Origin of the sequence: Microcystis sp., assembly GCF_048564745.1 — a bacterium.
Classification (GTDB): Bacteria; Cyanobacteriota; Cyanobacteriia; order Cyanobacteriales; family Microcystaceae; genus Microcystis; species Microcystis ichthyoblabe_A.
Map to the genome: position 1 here is coordinate 51,226 of NZ_JBLZRT010000001.1, position 17,392 is coordinate 68,617.

Below are 17,392 nucleotides of genomic sequence, written 5' to 3' on the forward strand. Positions count from 1 at the left end.
ACCAGATTTCCTAATTGCTTATTTACCAATACAAAAACGGCTAAAAATGCGATCAAGTACCGATTCAGTTACTTCTTCGCCGGTAATTTCTCCTAAAGCTTGAATGGCAGTACGCAGATCGATCGACCAAAAATCAAAAGGTAAATTTTGGTCAATTGTTTTTTTGACCTGTTCCAAAGCAATTTTCGCCCTAGTTAAAGCGGCCGCTTGTCGTTGATTAATGGCTAAATCCAAATTTGCCGCCTGTATTTCTTGATTTTGGACAGCATTAATAATAGTTTTTTCTAAGTCTTCAATCCCCTGATTTTGGGCGGCGGATAGCTTGACAACGCGCTCAATTTCTGCTGGATAAATTACCGTTTCGGGATGAGCTAAATCAATTTTATTAATCACTAAAATTAATCGGCGATCGCTGACAGAGCGATAAATTTCCTCGTCCTCCTCGGTCCATCCTGACTCTGCGGAGACGGTTAAGAGAACTAAATCAGCAGACCGGGCCGTTTGACGGGAACGTTCCACCCCAATTTGTTCAACTCGATCGCTGGCCGAGCGAATTCCAGCCGTATCGAGGACTTGTACGGGGATTCCCGCCACAACTAGCTGAGATTCGACGATATCGCGGGTAGTGCCAGGTAAATCGGTGACAATCGCTCGATCGCTCCGACTCCAAGCATTTAACAAACTGGATTTACCCACATTCGGCCGTCCCACGATCGCCACTTTCAGACCACTACGCAGCAATTCCCCGCGCTCGGCGGTAGCTAAAATTAAATTTACTTGACAAAAAACCTGTTCTATGCTATGGACAACCGCCTCGTGATCCAAGGGCGGTAAATCCTCTTCAAAGTCAATACGGGCCTCAATTTCAGCCAAAATATCGAGACAGGTGGCACGCAAATGCCGAATCGGTTGCGCGAGTTTCCCCTGTAACCCGGCGAGGGCAAATTGTGCCGCTTGGGGAGAACGCGCCCCAACGAGATCGACGACGCTTTCGGCTTGAGTTAGGTCAATTCTGCCGTTCAGAAAGGCACGCAGGCTAAATTCCCCCGCTTGTGCCAAACGCGCCCCATTTTCTAGACATAACTGTAACACCTGTTGTACGGGCATAATGCCTCCATGACAGTGAAATTCCACCACATCCTCGCGGGTGAAAGAGCGGGGCGCTAACATGAGCAACAGCAAAGCTTCATCGATAATTGCTTGACTTTGGGGATGCCGAATATAACCGTAGAGAAGACGATGACTTTCCCAGGGTTGACGGTTGGGGGTATGGAAAAGCCGACGAGCGATCGCCACTGCCTGACTACCAGATAAACGGACAATACCGATACTACCCTGTTCCGGAACGATCGCCGTAGCGATGGCGGCGATCGTATCCCCTGTATTTAACATCTCTTAATCACTCCTTGCTAAAATTGAAGTTGGTATCAATTTTGTCAGCATTTATCCCAAAAATATGCGCTCACGGTCATTAAAAGCGAAAAATAAAGGGAATGGCTTAATTAATCGTCTGACGCGCTCCTGTCGCTACTGGTGGGTTCGCTTGGTGCGATTGCAGGGACATCCGATCGAAATCGCTCGCGGGTTAGCGGTGGGGGTGTTTTCTGGGGCCTTTCCCTGGATGGGATTACAGATCATTATTGCGATTTTTTTAGCTTTCTGTGTGCGGGGCAATAAAATCGCAGCAGCGGCAGCCACTTGGGTGAGTAATCCTTTTACCTATATTCCCCTGTTTTTGTTTAACTATAAATTGGGAGAATTGTTTTTAGGTCAAGGAAATCAAGCGATCGATAGTCGTATTTTTGCCTCTAACCAAAGTTGGGCGGAAAATTGGGCGAGTTTGAGCGGCGAATTTTTATTAAAGCTATTTTTCGGTAGTTTGATTACAGGTCTGTTGGCGGGCATTATGACTTATTTTGTTAGTTATCGTCTCCTCAGTCAATGGCATCATCGCCGACAAACTGGTAGAAAACGCCGATAAAGCGGATTATTTGCTTAATTTTTGAGCCAATCATTTTTTACCCACACCATCCCCAGATGATGTGGGCTAAATCGGGCTAAATCCCTTCTTTTCTAGCTAAAAGGACGGGACAATTGACATTAACCCGCACATAATCCGAGAGGGAAGTACCGAGAAGGCGATCGAGATCTGGTAAACTCTTAGCCACGGAAGGACGGCGATCGGGCGAACCCAACAGTAAGAGATCCACATTATAATCATCGACGAGTTTGCAGAGTTGTTCCCCCGGTTTACCCCCCGTCACCACGCAGCGATAGGGTATATTCATCCGCTTCACTTTTGCCACTGCTGGCCCTAAAATCGGGTTTTCTTCCATTTCTTTGGGGGAAGTGGGGGCAAATTCTGGTTTTAAGTCGGGGTTGACGCGGGTCAGAATTAACTCCGCTGAAGGATAATCCCGCAGGAGATAAATAGCCAGATCGAGAGCTAAATCAGCCGAGCTAGACTTATCGAGAGCTACCATCACCTTTTTGATTTTTTTGACGTAAATATCGTCTTTTACCAATAACATCGGGTGATTAGTCAGTTGAAAGACGTATTGACTGACGGAATTTTCTAGAATTGCCTCCAGTCGCTTCAGTCCTCGGGAACCCATCAGGATCAAATCAGCCCCGATTTCGTCGGCAACTTGACAGACGGTATCTTTGGGATCTCCTTGCCGCAGAATCGTGGAGACTTTGCTGGGTTCAATTTTGACTTCTTGCAGGATTTTAGTCAGCATTTGGGTCCCCTCTTCCCATTTACTGGCCAGAGCTTCGGTGGTAATCTGAGGGGGAACAACCCGGAGAATGGTAATCGACGCTTTCCGGATAGCGGGGAGATCCATCAATGCTTGTAGCATTTCTTGGGTTTGACCTGCGCCGGAATCAGCGTATAGTATTTTCTCTAGCATAAGATTAAACTCGGTCTATGATCTTAATGGTTTTCGCCAATTTTCAGCATACTGCTAATGTTGTTCTCGAAATTTAACAACTTATTAAGCGCTTTTTCTTCGGTAAATGCGATGCCGAAGGCACTGCGTAGCAGCTCGCATTTGAGGGTGTTTTAAGTATTTATGCTTAATTGACTAGAAATACTTGGCTCAAAATCATCGTGTCAAGCGTTCATTTGTATTATATTTTGGATGCAATGCTGGCACTCTCTTTTAATCACTGCTAAATCGACCATTTAATTGATGATTAAGTAGGTAGGCGTTAAAAGTTGTCAGACACCCCCCTTATCAAGGGGGGCAGGGGGGATCGAACCTAAAATTCATTTTTAATTTAATTATAACCAGCTACTTAATCATTCTTAATTCTCCAGCAACCAAGAGAATTTTTTATTTTTACAAGAGGTGTAGTTATGTCTTTATCAATTCGAGTAATTATCCTAGTAGCGACGACAGTTTATCAGACGTTATCTGTTTGGTTAGAAGAACAAAAAGCACCGCCGGGTCATTTGATTAATCTAGGTAAATATCGCCTACATTTTTGTCTAGCGGGATCGGCTAGTCCCACTATTATTATTGACCATAGTTTAGGGGGAATTGAGGGATATTTTTTGATAGAAGAATTGTCAAAATTAGCTAGGGTTTGTATTTATGATCGAGCGGGTTATGGTTGGAGCGATCCTAGTCCCTATCCCCGGACTAGCTACCAAATTGTTCAGGAATTAGATCAATTACTAACCCAAGCAAAAATAGAACCACCTTATATTTTAGTTGGGGATTCTTTTGGCAGTTATAATGTTCGACTATATGCTCATCTATTCCCAGAAAAAGTAGTAGGTTTGGTACTCACTGACGGTTTACACGAGCAGGGAATGCTGAAAATGTCGCCAGCATTAAAGGCATTAAAATTATTTTTCATCTCTGGATTTTGGATGTCGATTATCGGCTCAATTTTAGGCATTATACGAGTTTTGAAAGTTCTAGGAGTTTTTGAATTATTAAAACCAGAATTGCGTCGCTTTTCCCCAGATTCTTGTCATCGAGTTAAGCGTTCTTTCTGTCGCGCTAAACACTGGATGACGATGAGTAGAGAAATGCTTAATCTCGACCAAAGCGCTCGTCAGCTGAGTGAGGCTAAAAATTTCGGTAATTTACCGATAGTTAGTATTAAAGCTAATTCTTTTTTTAAACCTTCCCTTTGGACTCGGTTTATTCCCCTTAAAAGTGCCAACCAACTCCGGGAGGAGATGCACCTAGAATTAGGCAAATTATCCAGAGATTTTCTGCAAATACAAGCAGATAAAAGTGGTCATTTTGTCTGGATGGATCAACCAGATGTGATGATCGATGCGGTCAGAATTTTGCTTGACAAAATTAACTCTGTGTGCTAGGTAATAGGGTAAAATTAACTTCCTAGTTAGGATAGGCAAGAGGCAACAGGCAAGAGATAGTTAGATAAGTAGGTGGGCGTTAAAAATTATCAGACACCACCCTTATCAAGGGTAGGGTTGATTCATGAATCAACCCTACCTTATCAAGGGGAGCAGGGGGGATCGAACCTCAAATCCATTTTTAATTTAATTATAACCAGCTACTTATGTGTAATTAATTGTGTCTAGCTACTTAAGAACTTGCCCTCAAAATTAATTTTTGATAATTTTAATTAATATTGTGTCTCCCCACTCTCCTATACCTTTTAAACAGGATTTAGTATTACAAGCGGTCTTATTAACCCGCAGCAGGGCAAGGGTTAAGGAGACTTAGGGATAATTCCCAGACCTGAACCCGGATTATTATTAATATTCTCAACCCTAACTTTACGGTTCTTCCGAACTTACACTGTAGAAAATTCCCCAAGCTCCCTCTCTGTCCAGCAATGCTCTAAAGTTGATAAATATCAATCTAACAAAAACTCAAAGCCCTATTGTACAAGCTTTACAAGCATAAGTTGTTGATAGTTTTGCATGACAGGTTCGGTAGAGCCTTAATAATTAAGATAGCGGCAGGATAACTCTGGGAGTTTAGCAAATGTCTAACGAAACCGTAACTTATTCCCTTGAAACGGTCCTGACAAGGATTGAGGGAAAAATCGACTCTTTACAAAGAGATGTTAATGAGCGTCTAACTAAGCTAGAGATAGGACAATCAGAAATAAGAGGGGATATTAAAGCCCTAGATTCTAAAGTTATGGAAATAGAAAAGCGTATTGATGACCTGAATGCACGGGTGAATATTAGCACTAATGGGTTTCTTGGCATTGTCGGAATTTTGGTGACAGGAATACTAGGTATTCTGGGAAAAATCGTCTTTTTTCCTAATCCCTAAAAGTTATCCTTAGTCTTGCATATCGGCAATTTTGATGCCTTGTCGATTAGAGAAAAAATCAGCAAAAGTAGGAGTTTAGCACAATAGACCTCTTGCAAAAGTCTTAAGTCGATCCTTTTACAGCAACATTTTTGAAGATTATCAACTACTAATAAATAATTAACTGAAAGTCCCTCCCATTATTGTTTCTATCGTTTGTTTTCGGATTTATGCAAGAGGTCTAATGTCTAACGAAACCGTAACCTATTCCCTAGAAGCAGTCCTGACAAGGATTGAGGGAAAAATCGACTCTTTACAAAGAGATGTTAATAAGTTAGAGATAGGACAATCAGAAATAAAAGGGGATATTAAAGCCCTAGATTCTAAAGTTATGGAAATAGAAAAGCCTATTGACGACCTGAATGCACGGGTGAATATTACCACTAATGGGTTTCTTGGCATTGTCGGAATTTTGGTGACAAGAATACTAGGCATTCTGGGAAAAGTCGTCTTTTTCCCTAATCCCTAAAAGTTATCCCTAATGGTAATTCGTACAGATTTGTTTACTCTACAATTTTCAAGGATACAGAGAAAAATGATCTGCAAAAATCCCTCTTTCCGTTCTCCTCTCTGCGACTGTAGCGCCTCTGCGTCAAACAAAAAATATAAAACTCAAGCCCTAATTACAGTAATTCTATATTGATTTTCTGTCACTAATACCTCAGTGGATAATCTTTCTTCCATTGGTAAAGCATTTTTGCGCCTATCAAAGATAAATAACCAACCAAAATCTAACCCTAAACGCCCTAAATAAGATTCTAATTGTTCAATTCCATCAGCTTGGGGATCGCGTTTTTTATCCCGCCATACTTTTAATTCAATCCCTAAAATTACATCTTTATACTGCAAACATAAATCCATTCTATCACTACCAATTGCATATTCCCTTTCTAAAACTCCCCCACCATTAACCACACGATGTAAAAAAGCCATTAATACTATATGTGGAGCAATTTCATGGTAAGCAGCACTACCTAATAACGGTTCGACCTGTTGTCGCCAAAACTTGAGAAATGCTGTTAATAAAGCATCTATATTTAATTCACCTTCCAGGGTTAACCAAGTGGGTGCAATCATTGGTAAAGAAGCCATTGGTGTCACTGTTAACACCCTCGGTAACACTTCCCGATAAATGGGATTAGCAATAGTTAATCCTCCATAGGGGTGCATTTTACATAATCCTAAATCCATCACAAATTGAATATCATCATTAGGGATATTTCCTAATTCTAAACCTGCTAACATCGGTTCAATAATGGCTTTAATTCTTGGTTCTCTTAACCTTTCCGCTAAACTATCTAAATGAGTATCCTGACGAGCAATTAATATTTCCTTAGCTTGTAAAATGTGTTCCTTGGCAATAATAATACTTCTATCTTTTACCATCTTTTCTACAATTTCTTTAGCTAAAGCATTGACTAACCAAGGTTGTCCTTGGGTTAAATCAAATGCTGTTTCTATAGCTTCTGGTGTGAAAATTTGTCCAGTTGCTGCTGTATGTTGTTGATATAATTCTCCCACTTCTGCAAGATTAAAGTTTCGCATAGTCAGAGAAGCAACTTTGATATTAAAAGGGCTAGATGTATTTAATCTATCACTACCTCCCGATGCTACTTTATAATCTCTCACATCTCGTAAACCAATTAATCCTACTGACGAGGGAAAATTTTCAGGACGTTTAGGAAAACCATCTCTTAACTGTCGTAAAATAGAAATTAATGTTTGGTCTTGTAAAGAGTCAATTTCATCTATAAATAATACTATGGGACGATTTAAAGATGTTGCCCAACTTTGTAAAAAAGCCTTAATTCTATTTCCTGGTTCTTCCTGTTGCCATTGTTTAGCAGCTGGTTGTAATTCTTTAGGTAAACGGATATTTATTGTATCATACCATGCCCCTAAAATTGCTAATTCTGCGGCTGTAGGATCATGATTAAATGCACTTCCTACTTCCACTGATACCATGACTGCGGCATAATTTCCAGTATCGGTAAGTTGTTTTGCTAGGGCTAACATGGCGGTGGTTTTCCCCGTTTGTCGTGGTGCGTGTAGGACAAAGTAACTTTCTTGTTTAATTAACTCCTCTAAATCTGGTAATCGTACTGTGGGAGAGAGCATATAGTGGATATCGTCCTTACAGGGACCGGCAATATTAAACCAGCGAGTCATAGAATTTTATTATTTAGTGGACATTTTAATTTTAGATGATTTTGGTGGGGTTTGTAATGGCGGGAAGGAAGAGGTGATGATCGGCAATACTTTGTTATGCTTGATTATGATCAATTATTGTTATATAAGGGAATAATGCGCTGATTTTATGTTTGCTAAATCAGATATGGGCTGTTCAGCAACAAAGTGACATTTAATATACAAGACCTTGATTGTTGATAGCTTACTGGTATAATGTTGGAGCGCATTGATATGGTTAACTTCCATGACCATCGTTACCTAAACCCGATCGAACGATGGTGACAGGAGATCAGTTAATGATCAAAATTGAAAATCTTAAGCTAATTGTCAAAAATTATGGCCGCTGAAATTATTTGTGTAGGAACGGAATTATTATTAGGGGATATAGTTAATACTAACGCCCAATATTTAGCCCTAGAATTGGCAAAATTAGGCATTCCCCATTATTATCAAACGGTGGTGGGGGATAATGTAGAAAGACTGAAAAAAGCGATCGCTATTGCCCGAGAACGTTCCTCAATTTTAATTTTTACCGGCGGACTGGGACCGACTCCCGACGATTTAACCACAGAAACAATCGCCGATTTTTTCCAAACGCCCCTTAGAGAAGATAAAGAGATTTTAGCAGAAATCGAGGCTAAATTTACGAGTTTAGGGCGAGAAATGCCTCCTAGTAACAGTAAACAGGCTTTAATACCCGTGGGAGCCGATTTTTTGCCAAATCCGACGGGAACCGCCCCCGGCATGATCTGGCAACCACAGACTAACCTGACTATTCTCACTTTCCCCGGAGTACCTTCAGAAATGAAGAGAATGTGGGTAGAAACGGCGATTCCTTACCTAGAAAGTCAAGGATGGGGCAAAGAGAGGATTTATAGTCGTTCTCTGAAATTTCGCGGTATCGGTGAGTCAGCTTTAGCGGAAAAAGTAGCCCATTTATTTGATCTGACTAATCCCACCGTTGCCCCCTATGCTGGTTTAGGCGAAGTGCGTTTGCGAATTGCGACGAAAGCCCCTTCTTTAAAGGCTGCTTTGCAGGTAATTGAACCAGTAGCGACGGAAATTAAGGAAATCGCCGGATTAGATTATTTTGGGGCCGATGATGATACTTTACCCTCGGTAGTGGGGGAACTGTTGCGGCGACAAAAACAAACTTTGAGTGTGGCAGAATCCTGTACTGGAGGAGGATTAGGGGAAATTATCACCCAAATCGCCGGCAGTTCCGATTATTTTTGGGGTGGGGTTATTTCCTACGATAATCGGGTAAAAGTTGCCCTCTTAGACGTAAATGAGGGGGATTTAAATAATTTCGGGGCTGTCAGTGCCATTGTTGCCCAACAGATGGCCCTAGGAGTGCAAAAACGCCTCGCTACCGATTGGGGGATCAGTATCACGGGTATTGCCGGACCAGGAGGAGGCAGTGAGACAAAACCCGTGGGCCTAGTTTATATCGGTTTAGCCGGTCCTCAGGGAAATGTCACCGTATCAGAGCATCGTTTCGGAGAAAATCGAGATCGCTTGACTATTCGCCAGATTAGTGCTTATACCGCCCTCGATCGCCTACGCCGGAATTTATTAACAATATCTTAAAAAAGAATTGCCAAGAATATATACTCAGACTAAAAAGTTATGTTAAGCTTAATATAAATACAAGATATAGATTCCCCCGCTCGTCAGATTTAACAGCCAAACGATGAAAATTAGTTAAAATTCTCTAGAATCAAGCTGTTGCGGGGATCAATCGACGAAAACTCATAGCTAGTATCTCAAAGGAGCCATTTGGTCAATGGACTATTTAGATGAAGTGATAGACAAGTTGAGAGAATGGGCGCGCAAACTAATCGAGAGTGTTTTTGGTCCGGAACCCGAACCCGAACCCGAACTAATCCCGATCCCCGTGCGCGATCACAGTCGATAAAGCCACCGGTAAAACAGAATATTGCGATAATATCAGTGCAAACTTACTATGAGTCTGCACTTGATTTTTGGCTGAAGCCAAGCCTAGCTTAATTTGGTGACAATTTGATTGTTTAGTAACAATTCTTGACTGAGTAAATCTTCCACATTAATCCGCAGGAAACACTGATCATCAATCCAGAACTGCACTTTAATGCGATCTTTACCCCGAAAACCTAAAGGATCGAGTTTAGCGATTGATCGGGCCCCCTCGCGATCATTTAAGGGTTGAACGCTAGTTTCTCCATTACCGAGGGAACGAGTAATTAATTTATCACCATCAAAATAGACCTCCATTGCCCCCCTTTCCGTCCCTAATTCGCCGATAATTAACTCAATACTGGGTTGATTGTCCACGGAAGCACCTAGGACTAATTCCACGGGTTTTTCCATAGGATAGGGTTGTCCAGAGTTAATAATCGGATGCCAAGCGTGGGCATTTTTGCGACGATTCCAGTAACGAATCCCGTAGCTATGATAGAGAAAATCCTTGACTTGATAACCTTGGGCTAATTGTAACGCTCCTAAAGCGATCGCTTCAAAGGGTCGATCCTCTTTAATTTTACTACTATCAAAATACTGTCGCACCCAATCTTTTACCGCCGGAATTTGTACGGTTCCCCCAACTAATAACACCGCATCGATGTCGCTAACTTCAATTCCATTGCGTCTTCCCTGTTGCAAAACTCCCGTCATTAAATCATCTAATTGATTAAAAAAGTTTTGTTGTTGGAGAATATCGTTCAATTGTTCTCGATCTAAGCTTAACTCGTAACTCTCGAAATTTTCCTCATCAAAATATACCTCCTCGGCGGTTAATTGGGAAGAAAGTTTAATCTTTAATCTTTCTGCTAGACGAGTAGTCAAGGAAGTTTTCGCTAAAGATTGCTTTTGGGCAAAATAATCGACAATCCAATCGTCTATATCTGACCCCCCTAAATTTGTCCCCGCCTTGGCTAAAACTCTCGCTAGTTTAGTTTTTTGGGCGGAATTATTGCCTAAAAGTTTTTCTCCCCATTTGAGAATAAAACCTTGATTTTTTTGAGGATTATCTAAATCTAATTGTACCAAAGAAAGATCGAGGGTGCCACCGCCAAAATCTACCACTAAAATCACTTGATCCCCAGTGGTTCCATAACCCAAAGCGGCGGCCGTGGGTTCATCAATTAGTCTAATTTGTTCGATTTCCCAACCCTGACAAACATTGCTTAACCAATTGCGGTAACTTTCAAAACTATCGACGGGAACGGTTAAAACTAGCGATTGGGGGGTTTCCGGGGTGGTGTTTTTTAAGTGGTCGATGATGCTATCGAGAAACCATTGGCCAACCCCCTCGAAACTGAGGACAGTTTCCTCTAATTCCGGTAAAAATCCTTGAATTTTTGCCCCGATACCTCGTTTAAAGCGACGAAAAAAACGCGGGTCTCGATCGATATCTAAACCCTGATCGCGCACTGCTTGACCGGCAATTACTTGCAGGGGATTGGCTGATTTAATATAGAGTAAACTGGGAATTAGGGGGGGATTGTCGGCTATTTGTTGGGATAACTCCGATAATTTCACGGTTTCGGCCCTATTTGTCGCCCCATTCCAACGAGTAATGACGGTATTACTGGTTCCGAAATCAATAGCGTAGAACACGATCGATGGTTTTTAGGTAAATTTAGTTAAGTATTGGCTATTGTAACCTGTTATTTAGTGAAACCGCCCGATTGAGGTGGAAGTTTCCCTAAAAAATCGGGAATTTGTTCAGCGCAAGCTAAAGAATTCTGTGCAGAAACTTGACCAATAATCTTTAATAGTATAAGTTGCACCTGATCAAAGGATTATGTTAGCAGTTACTACCTCACCCGAAACCCTCTCCTTAGAAATTCCTAGCGCGATCGCTCTCTCTATCACCCTTGAACAGTTTGAAGCCCTTGCTGCGGTCAACCGGGACTTAAAATTAGAACGTACAGCCCAAGGAGAATTAATCGTGAATCCCCCGACAGGTGGCGAATCAGGACAGCGTAATTTTAGCTTAACGACTCAACTGGGTCGCTGGTGCGAAGAAAATGAAGCTTTAGGAGTCGGGTTTGACTCTTCCACCGGATTTATACTACCAAATGGGGCGATTCGTTCTCCCGATCTATCTTGGGTGAGTCGAGAACGCTGGGAATCTTTAACCCCTAAGCAGAAAAAGGGATTTATTCCCCTCTGTCCCGATTTTGTGGTGGAATTGCGCTCTGAATCCGATAGTCTTGACAAATTACAGAAAAAACTGCTTGAGTATAGGGAAAATGGCGCAAGGTTAGGCTGGTTAATCGATCCCCAGAATCGGCAAGTTGAAATTTATCGTCAAGGAAAGGAGGTAGAAATATTAGAAAATCCCACTGATTTATCGGGTGAAGATGTTTTACCTAATTTTAGCTTAAATTTAAAGCTCTGATGTTTTCAGGGGTCATCCTGCGATATTCTGCCAATCTTCTCGAGATCAGGGAGTCGCTTTAAAATTATCTAAGAATTCTTTTTTCTAGGTCATCATCAAATGAGCATCGAAAAGTCTTTAGTTTCCTCAGGTAAAAGTCTTTATCAAGAAGATTTCTACCGATGGTTACAAGAAACCGCTAATTTACTCAAAGAACATCGTTTTGAAAAATTAGACTTAGAAAATTTGATCGAAGAAATTGAAACGATGGGAAGGAGTGAAAAACGAGAACTAGAAAGTCGCTTAACCGTCATTGCCGAACATTTGCTTAAATTGACTTACTGGCTAACTGAAAAGGAAGCAAATGCTCAAGGGTGGCGCAGCACAGTTGTTGAACAACGCCGACAAGTTCAACGCTTATTAAAAGAGAGTCCAAGTCTGAGAAGATTGATTCCTGAAATCTGGATAGATTGTTACCAAGCAGCCAGAGAAGATACTGTCAGAAAGTATCAACTTGCTGCTGATTTATTCCCGATTGAATCACCCTTTACCCTTGCAGAAATCCTTGATTATGACTATCTTCCTTAAAACTAAAGTTTCGTATTTTATCGATGAATATAATGCCTAACAAAGCCAAGCTTTAAACGGCAATCACTACCTCTGATTTACCAAATCAAAGTAAGATTTAAACTAAATTCTGGCAGAATATTTTCCCCCGATAAACTCTCTGGATTAGTTAAAATTTCTACTGGCTGTCCTTGACGATAAATTTCTACTTGTCTAGTTTTTCTATTGATTAACCAACCTAAACGAGTCCCATTATCTAAATATTCCTCCATTTTTTTTCTAGCAGTTTCTAAGTTGTCACTAGCGGACATTAATTCAATGACAAAATCGGGAGATAGAGGTAAAAATTTTTCCTTTTGTTGCGGGGTTAAAGCTTGCCATTTATCTAAAGGTATCCAAGCAGCATCGGGAGAGCGATCGGCCCCATTCGGTAGTTTAAATCCTGTGGAAGAATCAAAAGCGATACCCTTACCATTGTTATCTGACCAATTAAATAATTGTTGGGTGATTCTACCGTTACTATTGCCCGTTTTTCCTCCCGTCGGTGGCATAATAATTAAATCTCCTTTTGGGTTGCGTTCCAAGCGCAAATCTCGGTTATCCTGACAAAGTTGAAAAAACTGTTCATCGCTGAGTTGCCAAGATTCAAATTTAACTTCTACTACTGTCATCATGTTTAGATTCTCTTTTATAGGATTATATAATTACCAAATACTATCAAGTTCTAAGACAAATTGAGATAAAATATTTTCCCCCGATAAACTCTCCGGATTAGTTAAAATTTCTACTGGCTGTCCTTGACGATAAATTTCCACTTCTCTAGTTTTTCTATTGATTAACCAACCTAAACGAGTCCCATTATCTAAATATTCCTGCATTTTTTTCCTAGTAGTTTCTAAGTTGTCACTAGCGGACATTAATTCAATGACAAAATCGGGAGATAGAGGTAAAAATCTTTCCTTTTGTTGCGGGGTTAAAGCTTGCCATTTTTCTAAGGGTATCCAAGCAGCATCGGGAGAGCGATCGGCCCCATTCGGTAGTTTAAACCCTCCAGAAGAATCAAAAACTACACCTAATTTATGTAGGTTATTCCATAACCATAATTGGGCAGTGATTCCAGCGTTAGAATTGCTGGTTTCTCCTCCAGTCGGTGGCATAATAATTAAATCTCCTTTTGGGTTGCGTTCCAAGCGTAAATCTCGGTTATCCTGACAAAGTTGAAAGAACTGTTCATCGCTGAGTTGAAACGAGTTAAATTTAACTTCTACTGTCATTATTATCCCTAGCCTACTCTCGTCTAAAATTTATGGTAACGCCCTAGGGCAAGAGATGTTCCTGGATGAAATTAGTGTAAACATCTCCAGCTAAAAAGGCGGGAGTTTCCAATATTTTACGATGGAAATCAATAGTCGTCGGTACTCCCGTGATCGCACATTCCCGCAGGGCCCGTTTCATGCGTTTAATCGCAGTTTCGCGATTTTCTCCCCAGACAATTAATTTCCCAATTAGGGAATCGTAATAGGGGGGGATTTCGTAATCGGTGTAAACGTGGGAATCCATGCGGACACCCGGACCGCCGGGGGGCAGATAAGCGCTAATTTTGCCGGGGTGAGGGCGAAAATTGTGATCGGGATCCTCGGCATTAATGCGACACTCGATCGAATGCCCTCTAAATATCACCTGATCTTGCTTAATTTGCAGTTTTTCGCCCTGTGCCACCAGAATTTGTTCTCGGATCAGGTCTATCCCCGTGATCATCTCCGTGACGGGGTGTTCCACCTGAATACGGGTGTTCATTTCCATGAAGTAAAAATTACCGTGTTTATCGACTAAAAATTCCACGGTTCCCACCCCGACGTAATTAATCGATTTAGCGGCTTTAACGGCGGCATTACCCATTTTTGAGCGTAAATGGGGCGTTAAGAAGGGACTCGGGGCCTCTTCTAGCAGTTTTTGGTGTCGTCGCTGAATCGAACAGTCTCTTTCTCCTAAATGGATTACGTTACCGTGACTATCGGCCAAAATCTGAAACTCGATATGTCGGGGACATTCGATAAATTTTTCTAGATATACTCCTGAATTGCCAAAAGCAGCTTCTGCTTCCCCTTGGGCGGCTTTTAACATATTACCTAGTTCATCTGCACTCTTGACAAGACGCATCCCACGCCCTCCACCGCCGGCGGTGGCTTTGATCAGGACAGGATAACCGATGTCATCAGCGATACGTTTTGCTTCCGCTTCTGAGGTAATTAAACCACCACTGCCGGGGATAGTGGGAACTCCCGCTTTTTGCATGGTTTTTTTAGCGGTAGATTTATCCCCCATAGCCAGAATAGCACTGGGAGACGGACCGATAAAAGTTAACTGATGATCGGCACAAATTTCGGCAAAGCGGGCGTTTTCTGCCAAAAAACCGTAACCGGGATGGATCGCCGTGGCGTTGCGTGTTAGGGCAGCCGAGATGATATTAGGGATATTTAGGTAACTTTTGCTGCTTGGGGGCGGACCAATACAAACACTCTCATCGGCCAGTTGAACATGAAGGGCATGGCGATCGATGGTAGAGTGGACGGCAACGGTTCTAATGCCCAATTCTTCGCAACTATGAAGGATTCTTAAGGCGATTTCCCCGCGATTGGCGATTAATATCTTGGCAAACTGCATTGGACGACCACGAGATCAGGCTGGTGTGATAGGCGACTATTTAGTAGAATATCTGGTTTTGTTACCTTGGGGAAATCGGGAAGTGGGGAAGTGGGGTGTGGGGTGCGGGGTGTGGAGTGTGGGGTGTGGGGTGTGGGGTGTGGGGTGTGGGGTGTGGGGTGTAGGGTGTGGGGTGTGGGGTGTGGGGTGTGGGGTGTGGGGTGTGGGGTGTGGGGAGAATAAATAAAATAATCTCCTATCTCCTGACTCCTGACTCCTGACTCCTATCTCCTGACTCCTGACTCCCGACTCCTATCTCCTGACTCCTATCTCCTGACTCCTATCTCCTGACTCCTATCTCCTGACTCCTATCTTCTGACTCCTATCTCCTGACGGCTAAATTAACCGACTTCGTCTCCCTCCCCGGTCAAGATTGAAAGCGATAAGCTAGAGTGTGAGAAGTGAAAACCTTTTAATCTCGTTTCGCCCCTAGAGGATAATAGCTCGATGTTGCGAATTATCACAGAGCCATGGTCAGCCAGAACGGAACTGAGACGAATTCGGGAACGGTTCGACGATCCGGAAATTCGGGAAAAAGAATCGCTTGTCCGAGAGATTATCGATCAGGTGCGACTTACTGGCGATCGCTCGTTGGTGGATTACACGCAAAAATTCTACCAACAGTCCCTTAATCTACAACAACTGAAGGTGAGTGGCTCGGAACTCGATGCAGCTTATCAACAGGTGTCCCAGGATTTATTAAATGCGATCGCTGTTGCCTGTGCAAAAATGGAGGCTTTTCATCGTCAGCGTCTTCCCAAAGCTTGGGTACAGTTTCCTGAGGATGGTACGGTTCGAGGGAAACGTTATCAACCGATTAACAGTGTGGGAATTGTCGTTCCCGATGGTAAACGGGCCTATCTCAGTTTATTGCTCCAACAGGCGATTCCTGCCAAAATAGCGGGGGTTAAACGGATTGTCATGGTATCTCCCGCCGATGAGGATTTACGCATCCATCCGGCGATTTTGGTGGCAGCCCAATCGGTGGGTATTAGTGAGATTTATCGGGTGGCTGGACCACAGGCGATCGCCGCTTTAGCCTACGGCACAAAAACGATCGCTCCTGTGGAGATGATTGCAGGAATAGGTGATTTTTACACTAATTTGGCTAAAAAACTGGTTTCTGACCATGTAAAAATCGATTATCTCTCTATTACTTCTGATTTAGTTATTATTGCTGATAATCAAGCTAATCCTAGACAGTTAGCCCTAGATCTATTAGCGCAAGCGGAACAGTATTCCCTAGCGGCTGCGATTTTATTGACGACGGATAAGGCTTTGGCTTTAATAGTACAGGAAGAAGTACAAAAACAGTTACAGGTACATCCCCAGAGATTGTTAACGGAAAAAGCGATCGCTCATTATGGTTTAATCGTGGTGGTGGAATCATTGGAAAAAGCGCTCGAATTATCGAATCTTTTTGCTCCTACCCATTTATCCTTAATGATCGATGAACCCTGGGAAAAGCTATCTTCTGTGAGACAATCGGGAACTATTCTCCTTGGTTCTACTACTCCAAAAGCGGTGGCTGATTATTTGGGTTGTCCCGTGGGAGTGGATACTTTTCTCAATTCCGCCACTTTGATCGAATATCCCGCCGATTCCTTCGCCTCCATAGCCCACAATCTACAAATATTAGCGCAAGCAGAGGGATTTACGGCAACGGATGAGGGCATAGAGTACCGAGGACAGGACAAAACCTAGAAAAAGTATGGTCTTGTGACATATTTTTTGATTCCCATATCCTTAATTTTTTTACCTTGCTGTTCTTCGAGATTACCACTTCCTTTTTTATCTAATATCTCCCCATAGATTAGAATGGCTCTCTTGTCATAAATTATACCATTTCTCTAAATGAAAACTACACATCGAATTTAAGTCACCCTTTTTAAGGGGGATTTAGGGGGATTAAACTTCTGTAGTCAGACTTTGGAGAATTGGTATTAGACTCACCATTAAGATATTTATTGCTACCCAACTCGTCCGGTCTATGGCAATATATACCAGGGTAAGCGCATCTTAACAATTCTTGACAAAATGAAATTTATGTGAGTTGCTTACCCAGCAAAGCAAAGGATTAAGTCTCCATCACTACCACCGAATCACCACCTCTTAGTGAATAGTAAACACCAACGAGTGGAAACTTTTCGACGGGGTGAACAGGGTTTATGGATTCTGCAAACCTATCAGCAAGAAAGTTTTAGTTTGCAGAGTATTAATCTGACGGCATCTTTTCGGGATTTATACGAGGATGTCA

The 17,392-nt window shown here is 42.2% G+C and carries 16 protein-coding genes and 1 pseudogene; 10 read left to right on the forward strand and 7 right to left on the reverse strand.

What is annotated here, in order from left to right:
- Positions 1 to 18: 18 nt before the first annotated feature.
- Positions 19 to 1,392 (reverse strand): tRNA uridine-5-carboxymethylaminomethyl(34) synthesis GTPase MnmE, encoded by a 1,374-nt coding sequence (gene mnmE / locus ACOCD9_RS00235; protein WP_419546117.1) that lies wholly within the window; start codon positions 1,390 to 1,392, stop codon positions 19 to 21.
- A 64-nt stretch (positions 1,393 to 1,456) separates the two neighbouring features.
- On the opposite strand from mnmE, the gene ACOCD9_RS00240 reads away from it, so the two are divergent.
- Positions 1,457 to 1,981, forward strand: coding sequence for a DUF2062 domain-containing protein (locus ACOCD9_RS00240; RefSeq protein ID WP_149987772.1), 525 nt, complete (start codon positions 1,457 to 1,459; stop codon positions 1,979 to 1,981).
- A 76-nt stretch (positions 1,982 to 2,057) separates the two neighbouring features.
- Here the strand turns inward: ACOCD9_RS00240 and ACOCD9_RS00245 are convergent, their stop codons facing one another.
- Positions 2,058 to 2,912, reverse strand: coding sequence for a universal stress protein (locus ACOCD9_RS00245; RefSeq protein ID WP_149987771.1), 855 nt, complete (start codon positions 2,910 to 2,912; stop codon positions 2,058 to 2,060).
- 449 nt (positions 2,913 to 3,361) lie between these two features.
- Here ACOCD9_RS00245 and ACOCD9_RS00250 point away from each other — a divergent pair, with 449 nt between their 5' ends.
- From ACOCD9_RS00250 to ACOCD9_RS00260, 3 genes are all read left to right on the forward strand, one after another.
- Positions 3,362 to 4,339 (forward strand): alpha/beta fold hydrolase, encoded by a 978-nt coding sequence (locus ACOCD9_RS00250; RefSeq protein WP_419546118.1) that lies wholly within the window; start codon positions 3,362 to 3,364, stop codon positions 4,337 to 4,339.
- A 637-nt stretch (positions 4,340 to 4,976) separates the two neighbouring features.
- Positions 4,977 to 5,273, forward strand: coding sequence for a DUF4164 family protein (locus ACOCD9_RS00255; RefSeq protein WP_287704410.1), 297 nt, complete (start codon positions 4,977 to 4,979; stop codon positions 5,271 to 5,273).
- A gap of 223 nt (positions 5,274 to 5,496) precedes the next feature.
- Positions 5,497 to 5,781: a DUF4164 domain-containing protein gene (locus tag ACOCD9_RS00260; protein ID WP_419546119.1), complete on the forward strand. Its 285-nt coding sequence runs from the start codon at positions 5,497 to 5,499 to the stop codon at positions 5,779 to 5,781.
- Between the two features lie 143 nt (positions 5,782 to 5,924).
- Here the strand turns inward: ACOCD9_RS00260 and ACOCD9_RS00265 are convergent, their stop codons facing one another.
- Complete coding sequence (locus tag ACOCD9_RS00265; protein WP_287704413.1) at positions 5,925 to 7,481, reverse strand: AAA-like domain-containing protein; 1,557 nt, start codon at positions 7,479 to 7,481, stop codon at positions 5,925 to 5,927.
- A 357-nt stretch (positions 7,482 to 7,838) separates the two neighbouring features.
- On the opposite strand from ACOCD9_RS00265, the gene ACOCD9_RS00270 reads away from it, so the two are divergent.
- Both ACOCD9_RS00270 and ACOCD9_RS00275 read left to right on the forward strand, forming a co-directional pair.
- Positions 7,839 to 9,092 (forward strand): competence/damage-inducible protein A, encoded by a 1,254-nt coding sequence (locus ACOCD9_RS00270; RefSeq protein WP_287704415.1) that lies wholly within the window; start codon positions 7,839 to 7,841, stop codon positions 9,090 to 9,092.
- A 196-nt stretch (positions 9,093 to 9,288) separates the two neighbouring features.
- Positions 9,289 to 9,420, forward strand: a complete 132-nt coding sequence (locus ACOCD9_RS00275) for a hypothetical protein (RefSeq protein ID WP_002757361.1) — start codon at positions 9,289 to 9,291, stop codon at positions 9,418 to 9,420.
- Positions 9,421 to 9,503: 83 nt separating this feature from the next.
- Here the strand turns inward: ACOCD9_RS00275 and ACOCD9_RS00280 are convergent, their stop codons facing one another.
- Positions 9,504 to 11,099 carry an Hsp70 family protein gene (locus tag ACOCD9_RS00280; RefSeq protein WP_287704417.1) on the reverse strand — a complete coding sequence of 532 codons (1,596 nt, stop codon included), beginning with the start codon at positions 11,097 to 11,099 and terminating at the stop codon, positions 9,504 to 9,506.
- 187 nt (positions 11,100 to 11,286) lie between these two features.
- On the opposite strand from ACOCD9_RS00280, the gene ACOCD9_RS00285 reads away from it, so the two are divergent.
- Entirely contained in the window at positions 11,287 to 11,886 is a 600-nt protein-coding gene (locus ACOCD9_RS00285; protein ID WP_012265011.1) for a Uma2 family endonuclease, read from the forward strand.
- Between the two features lie 99 nt (positions 11,887 to 11,985).
- The gene (locus ACOCD9_RS00290; RefSeq protein ID WP_287704420.1) at positions 11,986 to 12,453 is read left to right on the forward strand and encodes a DUF29 domain-containing protein; all 468 of its coding nucleotides are present in this window, start codon (positions 11,986 to 11,988) and stop codon (positions 12,451 to 12,453) included.
- 77 nt (positions 12,454 to 12,530) lie between these two features.
- On the opposite strand, the gene ACOCD9_RS00295 is transcribed toward ACOCD9_RS00290, so the two are convergent.
- The 3 genes from ACOCD9_RS00295 to accC are packed head-to-tail and all read right to left on the reverse strand — an operon-like array spanning position 12,531 to position 15,096.
- On the reverse strand, positions 12,531 to 13,106 hold the full coding sequence (locus tag ACOCD9_RS00295; protein ID WP_287704422.1) for a Uma2 family endonuclease: 576 nt from the start codon (positions 13,104 to 13,106) through the stop codon (positions 12,531 to 12,533).
- Positions 13,107 to 13,136: 30 nt separating this feature from the next.
- Positions 13,137 to 13,706: a Uma2 family endonuclease gene (locus ACOCD9_RS00300; RefSeq protein WP_287704424.1), complete on the reverse strand. Its 570-nt coding sequence runs from the start codon at positions 13,704 to 13,706 to the stop codon at positions 13,137 to 13,139.
- Between the two features lie 43 nt (positions 13,707 to 13,749).
- The gene (gene accC / locus ACOCD9_RS00305) at positions 13,750 to 15,096 is read right to left on the reverse strand and encodes an acetyl-CoA carboxylase biotin carboxylase subunit (protein ID WP_008203409.1); all 1,347 of its coding nucleotides are present in this window, start codon (positions 15,094 to 15,096) and stop codon (positions 13,750 to 13,752) included.
- 486 nt (positions 15,097 to 15,582) lie between these two features.
- On the opposite strand from accC, the gene hisD reads away from it, so the two are divergent.
- Positions 15,583 to 16,839 (forward strand): histidinol dehydrogenase, encoded by a 1,257-nt coding sequence (gene hisD, locus ACOCD9_RS00310; protein ID WP_419546120.1) that lies wholly within the window; start codon positions 15,583 to 15,585, stop codon positions 16,837 to 16,839.
- Between the two features lie 402 nt (positions 16,840 to 17,241).
- A pseudogene (locus ACOCD9_RS00315) lies at positions 17,242 to 17,392 on the forward strand (Uma2 family endonuclease); the annotation flags it as partial.

Excerpts from the sequence above, each read along its gene's own strand:
- mnmE (WP_419546117.1), bottom strand. The coding sequence starts at position 1,392 with ATGTTAAATACAGGGGATACGATCGCCGCCATCGCTACGGCGATCGTT.
- ACOCD9_RS00240 (WP_149987772.1), top strand. The coding sequence starts at position 1,457 with ATGCGCTCACGGTCATTAAAAGCGAAAAATAAAGGGAATGGCTTAATT.
- ACOCD9_RS00245 (WP_149987771.1), bottom strand. The coding sequence starts at position 2,912 with ATGCTAGAGAAAATACTATACGCTGATTCCGGCGCAGGTCAAACCCAA.
- ACOCD9_RS00250 (WP_419546118.1), top strand. The coding sequence starts at position 3,362 with ATGTCTTTATCAATTCGAGTAATTATCCTAGTAGCGACGACAGTTTAT.
- ACOCD9_RS00255 (WP_287704410.1), top strand. The coding sequence starts at position 4,977 with ATGTCTAACGAAACCGTAACTTATTCCCTTGAAACGGTCCTGACAAGG.
- ACOCD9_RS00260 (WP_419546119.1), top strand. The coding sequence starts at position 5,497 with ATGTCTAACGAAACCGTAACCTATTCCCTAGAAGCAGTCCTGACAAGG.
- ACOCD9_RS00265 (WP_287704413.1), bottom strand. The coding sequence starts at position 7,481 with ATGACTCGCTGGTTTAATATTGCCGGTCCCTGTAAGGACGATATCCAC.
- ACOCD9_RS00270 (WP_287704415.1), top strand. The coding sequence starts at position 7,839 with ATGGCCGCTGAAATTATTTGTGTAGGAACGGAATTATTATTAGGGGAT.
- ACOCD9_RS00275 (WP_002757361.1), top strand. The coding sequence starts at position 9,289 with ATGGACTATTTAGATGAAGTGATAGACAAGTTGAGAGAATGGGCGCGC.
- ACOCD9_RS00285 (WP_012265011.1), top strand. The coding sequence starts at position 11,287 with ATGTTAGCAGTTACTACCTCACCCGAAACCCTCTCCTTAGAAATTCCT.
- ACOCD9_RS00290 (WP_287704420.1), top strand. The coding sequence starts at position 11,986 with ATGAGCATCGAAAAGTCTTTAGTTTCCTCAGGTAAAAGTCTTTATCAA.
- ACOCD9_RS00295 (WP_287704422.1), bottom strand. The coding sequence starts at position 13,106 with ATGATGACAGTAGTAGAAGTTAAATTTGAATCTTGGCAACTCAGCGAT.
- ACOCD9_RS00300 (WP_287704424.1), bottom strand. The coding sequence starts at position 13,706 with ATGACAGTAGAAGTTAAATTTAACTCGTTTCAACTCAGCGATGAACAG.
- accC (WP_008203409.1), bottom strand. The coding sequence starts at position 15,096 with ATGCAGTTTGCCAAGATATTAATCGCCAATCGCGGGGAAATCGCCTTA.
- hisD (WP_419546120.1), top strand. The coding sequence starts at position 15,583 with ATGTTGCGAATTATCACAGAGCCATGGTCAGCCAGAACGGAACTGAGA.